The sequence below is a fragment of the Nonomuraea sp. CA-143628 genome (genome assembly GCF_050942315.1).
Taxonomy (GTDB): domain Bacteria; phylum Actinomycetota; class Actinomycetes; order Streptosporangiales; family Streptosporangiaceae; genus Nonomuraea.
The window spans coordinates 8,571,167-8,587,602 of record NZ_CP192072.1 but is presented as its reverse complement, the minus strand read 5'-3'; the positions used below and the strand labels follow the sequence as shown (position 1 = coordinate 8,587,602).

The 16,436-nt window shown below is 70.9% G+C and carries 13 protein-coding genes; 5 read left to right on the top strand and 8 right to left on the bottom strand.

The window, feature by feature from the left end; genetic code table 11:
• Nucleotides 1–17 precede the first annotated feature (17 nt).
• Both lspA and ACQP2T_RS39070 read left to right on the top strand, forming a co-directional pair.
• The gene (lspA, locus tag ACQP2T_RS39075; RefSeq protein ID WP_433509898.1) at nucleotides 18–527 is read left to right on the top strand and encodes a signal peptidase II; all 510 of its coding nucleotides are present in this window, start codon (nucleotides 18–20) and stop codon (nucleotides 525–527) included.
• Entirely contained in the window at nucleotides 520–1,449 is a 930-nt protein-coding gene (locus ACQP2T_RS39070) for an RluA family pseudouridine synthase (RefSeq protein ID WP_433509897.1), read from the top strand. Before lspA ends, ACQP2T_RS39070 begins: the two co-directional genes overlap by 8 nt.
• A gap of 13 nt (nucleotides 1,450–1,462) precedes the next feature.
• On the opposite strand, the gene ACQP2T_RS39065 is transcribed toward ACQP2T_RS39070, so the two are convergent.
• Genes ACQP2T_RS39065 through ACQP2T_RS39040 form a run of 6 tightly spaced genes read right to left on the bottom strand, consistent with a single transcriptional unit; the run spans nucleotide 1,463 to nucleotide 8,118 of the window.
• Nucleotides 1,463–2,860 carry a protein kinase domain-containing protein gene (locus ACQP2T_RS39065; protein WP_433509896.1) on the bottom strand — a complete coding sequence of 466 codons (1,398 nt, stop codon included), beginning with the start codon at nucleotides 2,858–2,860 and terminating at the stop codon, nucleotides 1,463–1,465.
• 10 nt (nucleotides 2,861–2,870) lie between these two features.
• Entirely contained in the window at nucleotides 2,871–3,182 is a 312-nt protein-coding gene (locus ACQP2T_RS39060; protein WP_357641961.1) for an AzlD domain-containing protein, read from the bottom strand.
• A 14-nt stretch (nucleotides 3,183–3,196) separates the two neighbouring features.
• Nucleotides 3,197–3,859 carry an AzlC family ABC transporter permease gene (locus tag ACQP2T_RS39055; RefSeq protein ID WP_433509895.1) on the bottom strand — a complete coding sequence of 221 codons (663 nt, stop codon included), beginning with the start codon at nucleotides 3,857–3,859 and terminating at the stop codon, nucleotides 3,197–3,199.
• Nucleotides 3,860–3,870: 11 nt separating this feature from the next.
• Complete coding sequence (locus ACQP2T_RS39050) at nucleotides 3,871–4,737, bottom strand: AraC family ligand binding domain-containing protein (RefSeq protein ID WP_433509894.1); 867 nt, start codon at nucleotides 4,735–4,737, stop codon at nucleotides 3,871–3,873.
• Complete coding sequence (locus tag ACQP2T_RS39045; RefSeq protein WP_433509893.1) at nucleotides 4,734–6,368, bottom strand: serine/threonine-protein kinase; 1,635 nt, start codon at nucleotides 6,366–6,368, stop codon at nucleotides 4,734–4,736. Before ACQP2T_RS39045 ends, ACQP2T_RS39050 begins: the two co-directional genes overlap by 4 nt.
• A 10-nt stretch (nucleotides 6,369–6,378) precedes the next feature.
• Nucleotides 6,379–8,118, bottom strand: a complete 1,740-nt coding sequence (locus tag ACQP2T_RS39040; RefSeq protein ID WP_433509892.1) for a serine/threonine-protein kinase — start codon at nucleotides 8,116–8,118, stop codon at nucleotides 6,379–6,381.
• Nucleotides 8,119–8,404: 286 nt separating this feature from the next.
• Between ACQP2T_RS39040 and ACQP2T_RS39035 the strand changes: the two genes are divergently transcribed.
• Nucleotides 8,405–9,406 (top strand): chorismate mutase, encoded by a 1,002-nt coding sequence (locus ACQP2T_RS39035; protein ID WP_433509891.1) that lies wholly within the window; start codon nucleotides 8,405–8,407, stop codon nucleotides 9,404–9,406.
• On the opposite strand, the gene ACQP2T_RS39030 is transcribed toward ACQP2T_RS39035, so the two are convergent.
• Nucleotides 9,403–10,479 carry an SGNH/GDSL hydrolase family protein gene (locus tag ACQP2T_RS39030; protein WP_433509890.1) on the bottom strand — a complete coding sequence of 359 codons (1,077 nt, stop codon included), beginning with the start codon at nucleotides 10,477–10,479 and terminating at the stop codon, nucleotides 9,403–9,405. The two genes, ACQP2T_RS39035 and ACQP2T_RS39030, sit on opposite strands and share 4 nt — an antisense overlap.
• A gap of 531 nt (nucleotides 10,480–11,010) precedes the next feature.
• Between ACQP2T_RS39030 and dnaE the strand changes: the two genes are divergently transcribed.
• Together dnaE and ACQP2T_RS39020 are read left to right on the top strand one after the other, a co-directional pair.
• Complete coding sequence (gene dnaE, locus ACQP2T_RS39025) at nucleotides 11,011–14,529, top strand: DNA polymerase III subunit alpha (protein WP_433509889.1); 3,519 nt, start codon at nucleotides 11,011–11,013, stop codon at nucleotides 14,527–14,529.
• A gap of 14 nt (nucleotides 14,530–14,543) precedes the next feature.
• Nucleotides 14,544–15,911, top strand: a complete 1,368-nt coding sequence (locus ACQP2T_RS39020; RefSeq protein WP_433509888.1) for an amidase — start codon at nucleotides 14,544–14,546, stop codon at nucleotides 15,909–15,911.
• Nucleotides 15,912–15,926: 15 nt separating this feature from the next.
• Here the strand turns inward: ACQP2T_RS39020 and ACQP2T_RS39015 are convergent, their stop codons facing one another.
• Entirely contained in the window at nucleotides 15,927–16,436 is a 510-nt protein-coding gene (locus tag ACQP2T_RS39015) for a hypothetical protein (protein ID WP_433509887.1), read from the bottom strand.

Genomic DNA, 16,436 nt, shown 5'->3' with positions numbered 1-16,436 from the left:
TCTTCGCGGTCCTCGTCGTGCTGGCGGTCGTGATCTACGCGACCGACCTGATCACCAAGACGCTCGTCCTGCGGACGCTCGAGGGCAAGGCGCCCCTGGTGGTCATCCAGGACGTCCTGCAGTTCCGGGTGATCTTCAATTCCGGTGCCGCCTTCAGCATCGGCACCGGAATGACGATCATCTTCACGTTCATCGCGACCGGCGTGGTGGTGGCCATCCTCCGCACGGCCCGCAAGATGCGCAGCCTGCCGTGGGCGATCACGCTCGGGCTGCTGCTCGGCGGGGCGCTGGGCAACCTGACCGACCGGCTGCTGCGCTACCCGTCCGGGATCGGCAGGTCCGTGCAGTTCCAGGGGCACGTGGTCGACTGGATCGAGGTGCTGCCCGGACACTTCCCGGTGATCGACTACTTCCCGGTGTTCAACGTGGCCGACTCGGCGATCGTCTGCGGCGGGATCCTCGCGGTGATCCTTGCCTGGCGGGGCTACCAGATCGACGGCACCAGGGAGGGCGGCAAGCGTGACTGACCAGCGTAGCCTCCCGGTGCCCGACGGGCTGGAGGGCGAGCGGCTCGACGCCGCGATCTCCCGCCTGTTCGGCTTCTCCCGCACCCGCGCCGCCGAGCTGATCGTCGCGGGCGAGGTGCTCGTGGACGGGCACGCGCCCGCCAAGTCCGACCGGGTGCACGCGGGCGCCTGGCTCGACGTGACCCTCCCTCCGCCGGTCACTCCGCCCATGCCGGTCGCCGAGCCGGTGCCCGGCATGTCGATCGTGTACGAGGACGACGACATCGTCGTGGTCAACAAGCCGATCGGGGTGGCCGCCCACCCGACCGTCGGCTGGACCGGCCCGACCGTGATCGGCGGCCTGCTCGGCGCCGGTCACACGATCGCCACCAGCGGCGCGGCCGAGCGGCAGGGCATCGTGCACCGGCTCGACGCCAACACCACCGGCGCCATGGTCGTGGCCAAGAGCGAGCACGCCTACTCCCACCTCAAGCGCGCCTTCAAGGAACGCACGGTCGACAAGCGCTACCACGCGCTCGTACAGGGACATCCCGACCCGTTCAGGGGCACTGTCGACGCGCCCATCGACCGGCACCCGTCGGGCGACGGCCGGTTCGCGGTGGTCGCCGGGGGCAAGCCGTCGGTCACCCATTACGACACCATCGAGGCGTTCCGGGCGGCCTCGTTGCTGGACATCAAGCTGGAGACCGGCCGTACTCACCAGATCCGGGTGCACATGTCCGCGCTGCGCCACCCGTGCGTGGGCGACCTGATGTACGGCGCCGACCCGACGCTCGCCGCCCGGCTGGGCATCACCCGGCAGTGGCTGCACGCGGTGTCGCTCGGCTTCGAGCACCCGAGCTCGGGGGAGTGGCTGACGTTCACCACCGACTACCCCGCCGACCTCCAGCGGGCCCTGGACGCCGTACGCGACGAGTCCTGACCGGGCGGGTGCCCTAGTCGGCGTTGTCGGCCGGAGGGACGTCGACGGGCTCGTCGGTGGCCTTCGCCGAGGTCTTGGTGCTCTTCTTGGGGGTCTTGCTCTTGGTGGGCGTGGCCGAGGGCTTCTTCGTCGGCTCCTTCTTTTTCGCCGGCTCCTTCTTCGTCGGCGTTCCGGTCGGGGACGGGGTGGGCCCGCCGGTCCGGTCGCCGGAGGGCGGGGTGCTCTGCCGTACCTGGTTCTGATCGGTGGTCGGCCCTTGCGTCTCGGTCTGCGTGGGCGTCGCCGAGGGGGTCGGGCCCGAAGGGTGGACGCTGGTCGTACGCACCACGGCCGGGACCGTCGTCACCGGCTGGCGGGCCTGGGACTGCCGGTTCGTCCACCACGCCGCGCCCGCGGTAAGGACGACGAGGGCGAGCGTGCCGGCCGCGACCGCGGCGAGGGGCGGTCTGCGAACCCTCCTGGATCGTGCCGGGCCCGCGTCGGATTCGGCTACCGCGACGGGCGCGGCTATGGCTCCCGTTTGTGGCATCGGGTCCTGTTTGGGCACCGTGGGCGGCACCGGGACGTTCACCGGCGCGGTCTCCTCCGGAGAGCTGCCGATCAGCAGCCGGTGGATCCGGTGCTCGGCCTCGTCCAGCGCCATCCGCTCGGCCGGGTTCTTGCGCAGCAGCCCGAGGATGACCGGGGCCAGCATGCCCGCGCGGGCCATCGGGGCGGGCTCGGAGTGCAGCACCGCGCCCAGCGTGGCCAGCGCGTGGGGGCGCTGGAACGGCGACTGGCCCTCGACGGCGTAGTACAGCGTCGCGCCCAGCGCCCACAGGTCCGAGGCGATCTGGGCCTCACCGCCCGCCGCCCGCTCCGGCGCCATGAACGCGGGCGTGCCGAGCAGCACCCCGGTCCTCGTGACAGGCGCCTCGCCCTCGGTGGTGGCGATGCCGAAATCGGTGAGCACCGCCCGGTTGTCCGGGGTGAGCAGCACGTTGTCCGGTTTGACGTCGCGGTGCAGGACTCCGGCGGCGTGCGCGGCCCGCAGCGCCTCCAGTAACTGCAGCCCGATGTCGGCCGCCTCGGCCGGTGTCATCGGGCCGTCCTCGCGCACCAGCTCGCCGAGGGTGCGCGAGTGGACGAGCTCCATGACGATCCACGGGTGGCCGTGCTCTTCGAGCACGTCATAGACGGTGGCGACGCCGGGATGCGCCACCCGTCCCGCGGCTCTGGCCTCGCGGAAGGTACGCACAGAGAAGACGTCTCGCTCGGGGTCGGTCAGGTCAGGAGGGGGATGGATCTCTTTGACCGCCACGTCTCGGCCGAGTACTTCGTCGTGGGCCTGCCAGACGGTTCCCATCCCACCCTGGCCGATGGTCCTGATCAGTCGGTAACGTCCGCCGACCAGCAGCGCAGAATCGGACATGCTCCGCCGTCTACCCGATAAAAACCCGGACAAGCGCGGTCACTATTGCTGCTGTCGCCAGAATCACGAGAAATGGGGCGCGCAGCAGGAGCGCGACAACGGCCGCGCCCAGCCCTGCCGTGCGGGCGGCGTCGAAGTGGAGCTCGCCGTGCTCGGTGAACATCTGCACCGCGATCAGGGCGGCCAGCAGCGCCACGGGCACGAGTTCGGCGAAGCGGCGGACCCGGGGATGGTCGAGCACCCGGCGCGGTGCCGCCAACCCGGCCAGCTTGAGGGCGTAACACCCGGCGCACACGGCCGCGATGGCCCACCACAGCGTCATCGGACCAGCACCGCTCATCGGACCAGCACCGCCAGAACGACGACCGCCGACAGCAGCACGGGCACGCCCGGCGGGAAGAACGGCGTCGCGCAGAGCGCGACCGCCGCGCCGGCCACCGCCAGCCATCTGATCTGGGCGCTGCCCGTCAGGCGGGGCCACAGGATGGCCAGGAAGGTCGCCGGGCCGACTGCGTCCAGCCCCAGTGCGCCAGGATCGCCCAGGAACGATGTGCCGAGCGCTCCGGCCAGCGTGGTGAGGTTCCAGGTGAGGTACAGGCTGGCGAAGGTGGTCGCGAACGCGGTGCGTGCGGTCTCGGGTGTGGGCTGGGCGAGCGTGACGGCGGTGGTCTCGTCGATCACGCCCTGCGCGGCGAGTAGCCGGCGCGGGCCGCGTACCCGGAGCAGGTCGGCCAGGCGCAGCCCGTACAGGGTGTTGCGGCCGCCCAGCAGCAGCGCGCCCGCGGCGGCCGCCACCAGGTCGCCGCCCGCGCCCACCGCTCCGGCCAGCGCGAACTGCGAGGCGCCGGTGAAGGCCAGCAGGCTCAGTACGCACGCCTGCGCCACGCTGAGGCCCGCGGTGATCGCCGCGGCGCCGAAGGCGAGCCCGGACAGCCCCACGGCCAAGCCCACGCCAAGTCCGTCCCGTATCGCGGCGGAACGGTGTGTTGTCTGTCCCATGAGAGGTGAGGCTAGGTGAAGAGGAAATCGCCGGTCTTGTACGTTCCTGCTGACCGTTGGTAGGCCGCGGGTGGCACGCCCACGATGCGTTTGAAGTGCCGGTTCAGGTGGGCTTGGTCGGTGAAGCCCAGTTCGGCGGCCACCTGCGCCGGCCGTACGCCCGAGTCCAGGAGCCGGCGGGCCCGTTGGATCCGCATGGAGATCAGGTAGGCGTGGGGCGGCAGGCCGGTCGCGGCCTTGAACGCGCGCAGCAGGGGGAACGGCCGCGCCCCGACGGCCTGCGCGAGATCGTCCAGGGACGGCGGGTCCACCAGACTCTCATGCAGCACGTCCAGCGCCTCGGCGACCGCCCGTCCCCCTTCGGCGGGCAGGACGGCGGACGGGCGCGGCGTGGCGTGCCGGATCAGCAGGCGGGCGAAGAAGCCGCGCATCAGCGACGAGGCGGCCAGCGCGTCACCGCGCTCGGCGGCCAGGTGCGCCCGGCCGAGCAGCGCCGCGACCGCCTCGTCCCGGACCACCTGTTCGGGGAAGTACGGCGTCGTGTACGGCAGGCCGAGCTCGGCCGCGAGCCCCGAGAGCACCTCCACCGAGGGGTAGAGCATCCGGTACGACCAGCCGTCCGCCTCGCCCGCGTGGCCGGTGTGCACCGCGTCCGGGTTGACCAGCACCATCTCGCCCGCGCCCGCGCGGTGCAGGTCGCCGCGGTACTCGAACTCCTCCACGCCGTCGAGGATGAGCCCGATCGCGTAGCCGTCGTGCACGTGCCGGGTGAAGCGGTGGGTGACGTAGTGGGCCTTGAGCAGGTCCAGCTGAGGCAGCGCCGGGTGGCGCCAGAAGCGCGCCCGCTCCTTCGCCGCCTCGTTCACCGGGTGGTTCATCGTGGCCTGAACGTCTTGACGAACTCGTCGAAGTAGTGCTGGTCCCACCCTGAGTCGGTCGTGTCCCAGTAGAGGGCGAAGTAGCGGCCGTCGGCGGTGCGGAAGCCGCGGTTGATCACGTGGATCAGCGTGCTGCCGCGCAGCCTGGTGAACTCCCAGTCGGCGGCTGGTCGGCCGAGGTAGGTCGTGGCCCGGATGCCGATTCGCTTGTAGCGCGCGAACTGTCCCTTGGCCTGGATCTCCTTCTCCAGCTCCTCCCAGCGGCGCTCGGGGTCGTCCGTGGGCTTCTCGGGGGCGGTCCACTCGACCATCATCTGGCCCGGTGTGTCGGGGCCGGTGATGGTGATGCTGGCCCTGTTGGGGTCCTTCTTGGCCTGCCAGCCCTCCGGGAGGCCGATCGAGAAGCGCCCGGTGGAGTTGACCAGCCGGCGCCAGCCGTCGGGCAGGAGCGCCGGGGTCGGGGTCGGGGTCGGGGTCGGCTCGGCGGTGCGGGTGGGCGTCGTAGTCCCGCTGGGGGTTGGGGTCGGAGTGGCGCTGGGAGTGGGGGCCGGGGTGGACGTGCCGGTAGCGCGCTGCTGGGAGGTGACGACGTACCAGCCGCCCGTGCCCAGCGCCGCGACGGCGATCACGACCGCGGGCACCGCCATGAGCCACCCGCGCCGACGGGTCCGTACGGGCATGGTCCCCGCAGGCCCGAATCCGCCGGTTACCTGGGTCCCCCCGGACCCGAACCCGCCGGGTACCTGGGCTCCCGCGGACCCGAACCCGCCGGCTACCGGGCCGCCGGGTTGCGGGGTCTGAGGTCCGGCATATCCGTACACCATGGGTTCGGCGGCGGCGGTCCGCAGCAGGTGGGCGGCCTCGTCGGCGGGCATCCTCGCGGCCGGGTCCCGCTGCAGCAGGCCCATGATCACCGGGCCGAGCACGCCCGCCCTGACCGGCTGCCCGGGCAGGTCGCGCAGCACCGCCGCGACCGTCGCCGCCCACGAGTCGCGCTTGAACGGCGGCGCGCCCTCGACGGCCGCGTACAGCGTCGCGCCCAGCGACCACAGATCGGACTCGGGCCGGGCGGGCTCGCCGTTGAGACGTTCGGGCGGCATGTAGGCGGGCGTGCCCACCAGGCCACCGGTGGCGGTCAGACCGGCCTCGGCCTCCAGCGAGGCGATGCCGAAGTCGGTGAGCACCACCCGGCCGTCATCGGCGAGCAGCACGTTCTCGGGCTTCACATCGCGGTGCAGCACCCCGGTCGCGTGCGCGGCCCGCAGCGCGTCGAGCACCCTGCCGCCGATCGCCGCGGCCTGCGCGACCGGCAGCGGGCCGTGCTCGCGGATCACCTCGGCCAGCGACCGCGAGCGGATCAGCTGCATGACGATCCACGGGCGGCCGTCCTCCTCGACGACGTCGTGGATGACGATCACCGAGGGGTGGTCGAGGCGGCCCGCCGCCCTGGCCTCCCTGATGGTCCTGCGGTTGAGCTCGGCCCGCTTGTCCTCACCGACGCCGGTGTAGCGGACCTCCTTGATCGCTACCGTACGGTCGAGCAGCTCGTCGTAGGCACGCCATACCACGCCCATCCCGCCCTCGCCAAGCGGTTCGATGAGCCTGTATCGGTTACTGACCTGCCTTTCCACGCAGGGAAGCCTACTTGGCTGCCGGGGTGAAGGTCGCGGCGAACGTGTCGAAGAAGTGCTTGTCCTTCTTCCACCTGCTCTTGAGGTTGTGCCAGTAGATCGCGTAGCCGCGGCCGTTGGCGATGAAGCCGCGGTTGCGCACCCTGGTCGGGCCCGTGTTCGTGTTCCAGGTGAAGTCCCAGTCGGCGGCCGGCCAGCCGCGGTAGTCGACCGCCTTGATGCTGAGTTTCTTGTAGCCGCCCAGCCCGATGGTCTTGTCCTGCTTCTTCCAGTCCGCGACGGGGTCCTTGCGGGGGCTCGACGTCATCTCGAACAAGATGAAAGCGTTGCTGCCCGCACCTTCGCCACGGAAGGCGATCTGGCTGCTGTTGTGCCGGTATCTCGTCCAGCCTTTCGGCAGCGCGACGGAGAACTTCAGCTTCTTGTTCGTGTACAACCTCCAGCCGTCGGGTACCGCGGCGGCCGTATCGGTGGGTTTCGTGGTCGGCGTCGGTGTCGGCGCGGCGGACGGGCTGACGGACGGCGTGGCGGATGGAGCCGCACTGCTCGGCGTGGTCTTCGGCGGGTCGGCGGTCGCCGCGGGCGGCTTGGCCGACTGCTTGACAGGAGTCGTGACGGACGCGGACTTCGTCCCGTCCTCCGGGCTGCCCGTGGCCGAGCGCAGGCCGAGATAGCCGCCCAGGGCCGCCACGAGCACGACCGCGACGACCACGCCGACGATCGGGCCCCACCGCCGGCCGTCGTGCCGGACGGCGTTCTGGGTGGACTGGGGAGGCTCCTCGGAATGCTCGCCGGTCGCCGGGGTGAGCCGCGCACCGGTCTCGGGCGGGGCGGCGGCCGCTGCCAGCAGGTTGGGGTCGGTCGGGGTCTCGTCCACGGCCGGCGGGATCACCGCGGTCGGCGCGGGCGCCGAGGACTTCCGTGACCGTTGCTGCGTGATGACGGCCCGCAGCAACTCCCCAGTCTCCTCGTAGCCGAGGCGCTGCACCGGCTCCTTGGTCAGCAGACCGCTGATCACGCCGCTGAGCGGCCCGGCGTGGGGCGCCGGGTCCGGTTCGTCGGTCAGTACGGCGTGCATGGTCGCGAGCGCCATGCCGCGCTCGTGGGGCGAGCGGCCTTCCACCGCCGTGTAAAGGGTCGCGCCGAGCGACCACAGGTCCGACTCGCGCCGCGCGGGCAGCCCCTTGAGCCGCTCGGGCGCGATGAACGCCGGAGTGCCCGCCAGCCCCGTCACCGTGAGCTGCGTCTCCGTCTCCAGCGTCGCGATGCCGAAGTCGGTGAGCACCACTCGGCCGTCATCGGCGAGCAGTACGTTCTCCGGCTTGACATCCCGGTGCAGGACGCCGGACTCGTGCGCGCGATGCAGCGCGTCGAGCACGGCCAGGCCGATCTCGGCCACCCGCTTGGGCGGCAATGGCCCGTCCTGCTTGATCACGGCTCCTAAGGAGCGTGACTGGACGAGCTGCATGACGATCCAGGGCCGGCCGTCCTCCTCGATCACGTCGTGTACGACGATCACGTTCGGGTGCTCGAACCTGGCCGCTGCCCTCGCCTCACGCATCGTGCGCCGGTTCAGCAGCTGCACCTCGTCACCCAGCGCGGCGGCGTATCTGACCTCCTTGACCGCGACAGTGCGGTCGAGAAGCTCGTCATGGGCTCGCCAGACGATGCCCATGCCACCCCTGCCGATGGGTTCCTGCAGCTGGTAACGACCGGCGATGCGGCGTCCGTCCCGCTTGCGATCCGACATCAACGGCCTCGTACCCTCCTCTAGGCCAGGAAATACTCCCATAGCGAGGGATCAACGGCGACTCGCCTGAAGGCTAGTCCGCTATGTGAGAGGGGGAGTCCAGCAGGTGGAGGGCCGGTGTAAAGTCTAGACATGACTTGTCGCTACGCGTTTACCGAGCCGGCTCCGGGAGGGCCGGTCGTCGGCTAGCGACCACCCGGAGTCGGCAACAGGCAGAGACGCCATCGTCTCTGCCTTTTTGATTTCCTGCCGGTTCCAGGGGAGCCGGCCAATGTGGGGAGCCGAGATGTCATCGACCTTGGAACGGCACGTGGTGACCGTGGGTGGCCTGCGGGTGGGCGACGGCCCGGCGGTGGTGATCGACCGCCGGATCAGCCTGCGCGGGCCGGGCGGCGCGACCAGGCCAGGCACGACCGGGCTGGGCGGCGCGACCGAGCCGGGCGCGACCGGGCTGGGCGGCGTGGGCGGGGCGAACGGGTGGGACCGGGTGGAAGCCCGGCGTGACGGGGTGACGCTGGTCGAGCCGGGTTCGGCGGCCGACCTGCCGGCGATCGCCGGGGCGGCCGACGGCGTGGTCATCGGGGTGGCGTGGACGCGCGACATCCCGCTGGTGCGGGCCGTGGCCGGGCTGGGCCTACCGGTGGTGGTCGAACGCCGGGCGTCGGCGACGCTGGAGGAGTGGCTGGGGCTGGCCGACTACTGCGCCCTGGAGTGCGACGACCGGGTGATCCTGTGCGAGACGGGACGGCTGGACCTGGGGCTGCTGCGGGCCGCGCGGGCGGCGTCGGGGCGGCCGGTGCTCGCCGACGTGAGCGCGGACCCCGGGCTGTCGGCGGCGGCGGTGGCGGCGGGCGCGGACGGCCTGATCGTGGACGGCCCCGTTGGGGGTACGGGTGACGCCCGCCGGACGGAAGAGCACGGGGAGGCCGATGTGCGGGTGGCCGAGGAGGCGGTGGCGCTCGTCGGAGCGCTGGTCCGCCCCGAGGCGCCCGCCACGCTGCCCGAGTGCAGGCAGGCGATCGACCGGGTGGACGCGGCGCTGGCCACGCTCCTGGAGCGCCGCGCCGCGCTCGCCGGGATCGTGCAGACCCTCAAGCCGGTGGGCGGCTTCGCGGGCCGCGACATGGCGCGCGAGCGGGCGCTCGTCGCCCGGATGGCCGAGCACGCCCCCGAGCTGGGCGAGGCCCGGCTGGTCCCCATCATGAACGCCGTCATAGAGGCGGGCCTGAGCCTGGCCGAGGAACGATCGGCCAACGGCCGGAGCCAGCGACCGGAAACGGCGGGCTAGAAGCGGCCGTCGTCGGTGCCCGGGGTCGTGAGGTGGAAGTTGTTCAACGGGCGTCCCGGCCCGGCGGCGATCCGGGCGTTGATCAGCTCGGCGAAGCGCCGGTAGCCCGCGCCCGTCGGATGGAAGCTGCGGCTGTTGACGACGAACTCGTCCAGGTTCAGCGCCAGCCCGTTCACGTACGGGTCGGGCCGCCCGACCTCGTGCCCGGCGAACGCGTCATAGGCGTCCACGTACTCGACGCTCCCCGTCCCCCCGAACGCCACGATCTCCCGGTCGAACTCCCCGGCCACCCGCGCCACGACGTCGTTCAGCTGCCGCGTCATGCCGTTGAGCCATCGCTGGTCCTCTACGGTCAGGTTGTCGACCCCGTCCGGGGGCGCGGCGGGGAACGGCCGGGGATAGCCGAGCACGATGATGCGCGCGTTCGGCGCCCGGCTCCTGAGCTCCCGCAGCACCTTCGTCATGCTGGGCCGCAGCCCCGCGATCCGCTTGGCCACCTCCGACTGCTGGTCGACGCACGCCGAGGACCAGGGCAGCTTGACGATGCAGCCGGTGAGCACGCTGGTGAACCCGGCGTCGTTGCCGCCGATGCTGAGCGTCACCAGGCTGGCGGCCGCGCCCACGCGTTCGATCTGCGGCTGCTGGCCGTACTGGCCGGAGAAGAGCTGGCGGGTGGTGGCGCCGCTGCAGGCCCAGAAGGCGCTGCCGCCGCCGAACCGGTGGGCGCCCGCGACGAGCGGGACGTAGGAGCCCGGCGAGCGGTGGCAGCGGTCGGCGCCGCTGTTGATCGGCCGCGTGGCTCGGTCGTACACGCCCTCTCCGGAGGAGTAGGAGTCGCCGAGCGCCACGTACGTGCCGCTCTGCGCGGCCTGTACCGGCGACAGGCGGGTCAGGACCGGGAGCCGGCCGGGCGACGGCCCCCCGGCGGGACAGCCCGCGCCGATGGTGGCGCAGGCGAGCGAGGTGTACAGGCCCAGGGGAGCGCCCGCGAGAGCGAGCGCGGCGCCGAGCAGAGCGGCCGCGGCGATCTGGACGATCTTCCCTTTCGTCCCGTCCAGCGCGGCCTCCCCCAAGTGGTGACGACTCCGCCAGGAAGCGTCTTCGGTTCCCTGTGTTCACCTCAGTAAAACGGACGTCGGCGTAGTCTCGTCGCACCCGGCCGAGGCCGGGTAGTGATCTGGTGGAAGCCGAAGCCGCGTCCGTCCGGCGAGCCGGGCGGACCGTGGGTGAGAACCGCGTTGTCACGGCCTGACTGCGCACTGCTGGAGGAAGTGCGCCTCTTGGGCCACCGCCCCGCCGGACGCTGTCCCGTTTGGTGCGGACACCAACGCGGGCGGGGACCGAGCGCCAGTCAGGCGCCCGGCTGTGACAGAAAATTACCCCACGATTACCATCCGTCGCAACCAAGCGAGTCGAAGAAATCCAACAACAGTTCTAACCGCCTCACATGGCGAATGCCAGCAACAGTTCGTACCCTAATCGACCGGTGATCGCCGCGACCTGCCTTCACGGTGAGGACACCCGTTCTGTACGACTCCAGGACTGTCGGTGGTGACAACTAGAGTCGGAGCGCAGGTCACGATTCAGACGGGAGGCGCCGCTCCATGTCGTCCAGCGACTCGTTCGTGCATCTGCACGTCCATACCGAATACTCGACGCTCGACGGGGCCGCGCGCTTGGAGCAGTTGGTCAGCCGGGTCGGCGACCTGGGGATGCCGGCGATCGCGATCACCGATCACGGCAACCTGCACGGCGCCTACGACTTCTATCGGCGGGCCACCGCCGCGGGCGTCAAGCCGGTGATCGGGATCGAAAGCTACCTCGCGCCGGAGTCGCGCCACACCAGGCAACCGGTGCTGTGGGGCGAGCCGCACCAGCGGCGTGACGATGTCTCCGCGGGTGGCCACTACACCCACCTGACGATCTGGGCGCGCGACAAGGTCGGCCTGCACAACCTGATGCGGCTGTCCTCGCGCGCCTACACCGAGGGTTTCGTCCGCAAATGGCCAAGGATGGACGCCGAGCTCCTCGCCGAGCACGCCGACGGGCTGATGGCCACCACCGGCTGCCCGTCGGGCGAGGTGCAGACCAGGCTGCGGCTCGGCCAGTACGACGAGGCGCGTGCCGCCGCCGCGAAATATCAGGAGATCTTCGGCAAGGACAACTTCTTCCTGGAGATCATGGACCACGGCCTCGACATCGAGCGCCGGGTCCGCGACGGGCTGAGCGCGATCGGTCGCGACCTCGGCCTGCCGCCGCTGGTCACCAACGACTCGCACTACACCTACGCCTCCGACGCCGCCTCCCACGACGCCCTGCTGTGCGTCCAGACCGGCAGGCAGCTGTCCGACCCCGACCGGTTGCGCTTCGACGGCAGCGGCTATTACCTCAAGAGCGCCGCCGAGATGCGCGCGGCCGACTCCTCCGACCTGTGGGCCGAGGGCTGCCGCAACACGCTGCTGGTGGCCGAGAGGGTCGATCCGACCGGGTTCTTCGCGTTCAAGAATCTGATGCCTGCCTACCCGGTCCCCGAGGGGATGGCCGAGCGGGAGTTCTTCCGTAAGACGGTCTGGGAGGGCATGGACCGGCGCTGGCCGGAAGGCTTCGACGACGAGCATCGCCGCCGGGCCGCGTACGAGATGGGCGTCATCGAGCAGATGGGCTTCCCGAGCTACTTCCTCGTGGTCGCCGACTTCATCATGTGGGCCAAGGAAAACGGCATCCGGGTCGGTCCGGGCCGAGGGTCGGCGGCGGGCTCGCTGGTGGCCTACGCGATGGGCATCACCGACCTCGACCCGCTGCCGCACGGCCTGATCTTCGAACGGTTCCTCAACCCCGACCGGGTCTCCATGCCCGACGTCGACATCGACTTCGACGAGCGGAGGCGGGCCGAGGTGATCCGCTATGTGACGGAGAAGTGGGGCGCCGACAAGGTCGCCATGATCGTCACGTTCGGCACCATCAAGGCCAAGGCCGCCATCAAGGACGCGGGCCGCGTGCTCGGCTTCCCCTACGCGCTCGGCGACCGGGTGTCCAAGGCGTTCCCGCCCGCGGTGATGGGCAAGGACATCCCGCTGGCGGGCATCTTCGACGAGGCCCACCCCCGCTTCGCCGAGGCGGGCGAGTTGCGCCGGCTCTACGCCGAAGAGGTCGACGTCAAGGCGGCGATGGACCTCGGCAGGGGCCTGGAGGGCCTGATCAGGCAGACCGGCGTGCACGCCGCAGGCGTGATCATGTCGGCCGAGGTGATCACCGACCACCTCCCCGTCATGCGCCGTGAGTCCGACGGCGCGATCATCACGCAGTTCGACTACCCGGCCTGCGAGGCGCTCGGCCTGCTGAAGATGGATTTCCTGGGCCTGCGCAACCTCACGATCATGGACGACTGCCTCAAGATGATCGAGGCGACGTCCGGTGAGCGGATCGACCCGCTGACGCTGCCGCTCGACGACCGCAAGACCTACGAGCTGCTCGGCCGGGGCGACACGCTGGGCGTGTTCCAGCTTGACGGCGGCGGCATGCGCTCGCTGCTGCGGCTGATGAAGCCCGACGGTTTCGACGACTGCTCGGCTCTCATCGCGCTCTACCGCCCTGGCCCGATGGGCGCCAACTCGCACACCAACTACGCGCTGCGCAAGACCGGCCGGCAGGAGATCGCCCCGATCCACGCCGAGTTCGAGGAGTCGCTGGCCGACATCCTCGACACGACCTACGGCCTGATCATCTATCAGGAGCAGGTCATGGCCATCGCGCAGAAGGTCGCCGGGTTCTCGCTCGGCAAGGCCGACCTGCTGCGCCGGGCGATGAGCAAGAAGAAGAAGTCCGAGCTGGCCGAGCAGTTCGCCTCCTTCGAGAGCGGCATGCGGGCCAACGGCTACTCCGCCACGGCGATCACCACGCTGTGGGACATCCTGCTGCCCTTCTCCGACTACGCCTTCAACAAGGCCCACTCCGCCGCCTACGGCCTCATCGCCTATTGGACCGCCTACCTCAAGGCCAACCACCCGGCCGCCTACATGGCCGCGCTGCTGTCGAGCGTCAAGGACGACAAGGACAAGTCAGCCCTCTACCTTCACGAGTGCCGCCGCATGGGCATCAAGGTGCTCCCGCCCGACGTCAACGACTCCGACTTCGACTTCACCCCGCGCGGCGCCGACATCCGCTTCGGCCTGTCGGCGATCCGCAACGTGGGCGGCAACGTCGTCGACGGCATCATCGCCGCGCGCAGGCAGAAGGGCCGCTTCACCGACTTCACGGACTTCCTGCGCAAGGTCCCGGCGCCCGTCTGCAACAAGCGCGTGATCGAGTCGCTGATCAAGGCCGGGGCCTTCGACTCGCTCGGTCATGAGCGCAAGGGCCTGGTCCTGGTGCACGAGCAGGCCGTCGAGGCGATCGTCGACATCAAGAAGCACGAGGCCATCGGCCAGGACTCCCTGTTCGGCGCCGTCGAGGACCAGACGTTCGAGGTGCGGATCCCGGTGGGGGAGTGGGACAAGCGCACGCTGCTGCAGTTCGAGCGGGAGATGCTCGGCCTGTACGTCTCCGACCACCCGCTGTTCGGCCTGGAGCACATCCTCGCCTCGGGGGCCGACTGCTCCATCGCCGCGCTCCAGGACGACAGCCGCGCCGACGGGCAGATCGTCACGGTCGGCGGCATTCTGAGCGGCCTGCAGCGCAAGCGCACCAAGAAGGGCGACACCTGGGTGCTCACCCAGCTGGAAGACCTCGAAGGCGCGATCGAGGTGCTGATCTTCCCGTCGGCCTACCAGCTGAGCTCGACGATCCTGGCCGAGGACGCGTTCGTCTTCGTCAAGGGGCGCCTGGACAAGCGGGAGGACGTGGCCAAGATCATCGCGATGGAGGTCACGGTGCCCGACTTATCGCGGGAGCCGCGCGGGCCGCTGCTGGTGAGCCTGCCGCTGACCCGCTGCACGCCGTCGGTGGTGGGGCGGCTGAAGGAGATCCTGGCCGCGCATCCTGGGACGTCGGAGGTGCATCTGCGGGTGTACGACGGGTCCAGGGCGACGGTCATGCGGGTCGGCGACGGGCTCCGGGTGGCGCCGTCGGCGGCACTGATGGGCGACCTCAAGCAACTCCTCGGTCCTGCCTGCCTGGGCGTGTGAGCGACAATCGGATCGTGACCGCACCGCACTACCTGACCGCGACCGAGATGGCCCACCTGGTCAGGACCCGCCAGGTGAGCGCCGTCGAGCTGCTCCAGGCCCACCTCGACCGCATCGAGCAGGTCAACCCCCAGGTCAACGCCATCGTGACGCTGGTCGCCGAGCAGGCGCTCGACGCGGCCAAGGCCGCCGACGCTGGGGAGGCGACGGGGCCGTTGCACGGGGTGCCGGTGGCGCACAAGGACCTCGTCGACACCAAGGGCATCCGCACCACCTACGGGTCGCCGATCTACGCCGATCATGTCCCCGACAAGGACGATGTGATCGTGGAGCGGCTCAGGTCGGCCGGGGCGATTCTCGTGGGCAAGACCAACACGCCGGAGTTCGGCACCGGCTCCCACACGGTCAACGAGGTGTTCGGGGCCACCCGCAACCCCTACGACCTGTCCAGGTCAGCCGGGGGCAGCAGCGGCGGGGCGGCGGCGGCGCTGGCGTCCGGGATGGTGCCGCTCGCCGACGGTTCTGACATGGGCGGGTCGCTGCGCAATCCGGCCTCGTTCTGCAACGTGGTGGGGCTACGGCCGACGCCGGGCCGGGTGCCCGCCCTGTCGGAGCAGGCCGCCTGGTACACGCTCTCCGTTCAGGGGCCGATGGCCAGGACGGTCGACGACCTGACCCTGATGATGTCGGTTATTTCGGGATTCGATGCTCGTTCTCCGTACTCGATCACCGAGGGCTTCACCCCCGACGAGCGCGATGTCGCCGGGCTGCGCGTGGCCTGGAGCCCCGATCTGGGCGGGCTGCCGGTGGACCCCGAGACAGCGGCGGTCACCGCTACGGCGCCCGGTGTGTTCGAGCGGCTCGGCGCGCACGTCGAGCAGGCCGAGCTGGACCTGTCGGACGCCGACGACGCCTTCCGCGTCTACCGGGCGTGGTACTACACGCTCGCCTTCGGTGAGCTCGACGGGCTGGGCGCCAACACTGCCTGGAACGTCGAGCAGGGCCGCAAGCTCACCGGCGCCGACCTGGCCAGGGCCGAACGCCTGCGCAGCGGCCTCTACCACCGCATGGCGGCCTTCTTCGACACCTATGACGTGCTGATCGCCCCGGTCAGCCAGGTGCCGCCGTTCCCCGTCGAGCACCCCTACGTGAGCGAGATCAACGGGGTCCGGCTGCCCGACTACCTGGCATGGATGCGCTCCGCGTACTGGATCAGCGTCCTGCACGCGCCCGCCGCGTCGGTCCCGGCCGGATTCACGCCGTCGGGGCTGCCGGTCGGCGTGCAGATCATCGGCCGGCCGTTCGCCGACGCCACGGTGCTGCGCGTGGCCCGCGCCTTCGAGCGGGCCACCGAGCACGGCCTGCGCCGCCCGCCCCTCTGACCAGCAGGGCAGCCGTCAGTCGATCCCGTACGGCTTGCGCAGCGGCGACTCGCGATACCCGTGCATGCCCTCCAGCAGCCCGAAGAAGCCCACCGCGACCAGCGGCCAGGACACGATCACGCCCGTGGCGGTCAGCGCCAGCGACCCGGGGACGACCTTCACCCCGGGCTCGGCCGCGGCCTCCACGGCCACCACGCCGAACGTGAACGTCGAACCCACCCAGAGCGTGAGGAACGCCGCCAGTACCCCGCCGACGCCGAGCCCCAGCAGCACGGCGAGCTGGTGCCGCCGGCCGAGGAACCACGCGAGCGCTCCGCAGGCCAGCCCGAGCCCGCCGGTGATCACCGCGTACCATCCGTCGGCGGCGATCAGCGCCTGCGTGGTCGGGTCCGCCAGCACCGGCCCCTGCGCCGTGACCTGGTACGGCGCGCGGGGGGACAGGTGCGACCACAGCAGCCCGGCCAGCACTGCCAGAGCGGCGAGGATGAGGACAGTAACCGCAAATGCGCGAACATGCCTCGCCAC

Bases quoted from the DNA above. Each gene is read 5' to 3' on its own strand.
- ACQP2T_RS39055 (WP_433509895.1), bottom strand. From the start codon at position 3,859: ATGGGACAGACAACACACCGTTCCGCCGCGATACGGGACGGACTTGGC.
- ACQP2T_RS39040 (WP_433509892.1), bottom strand. From the start codon at position 8,118: ATGTCGGATCGCAAGCGGGACGGACGCCGCATCGCCGGTCGTTACCAG.
- ACQP2T_RS39065 (WP_433509896.1), bottom strand. From the start codon at position 2,860: ATGTCCGATTCTGCGCTGCTGGTCGGCGGACGTTACCGACTGATCAGG.
- dnaE (WP_433509889.1), top strand. From the start codon at position 11,011: ATGTCGTCCAGCGACTCGTTCGTGCATCTGCACGTCCATACCGAATAC.
- ACQP2T_RS39035 (WP_433509891.1), top strand. From the start codon at position 8,405: ATGTCATCGACCTTGGAACGGCACGTGGTGACCGTGGGTGGCCTGCGG.
- ACQP2T_RS39050 (WP_433509894.1), bottom strand. From the start codon at position 4,737: ATGAACCACCCGGTGAACGAGGCGGCGAAGGAGCGGGCGCGCTTCTGG.
- ACQP2T_RS39060 (WP_357641961.1), bottom strand. From the start codon at position 3,182: ATGACGCTGTGGTGGGCCATCGCGGCCGTGTGCGCCGGGTGTTACGCC.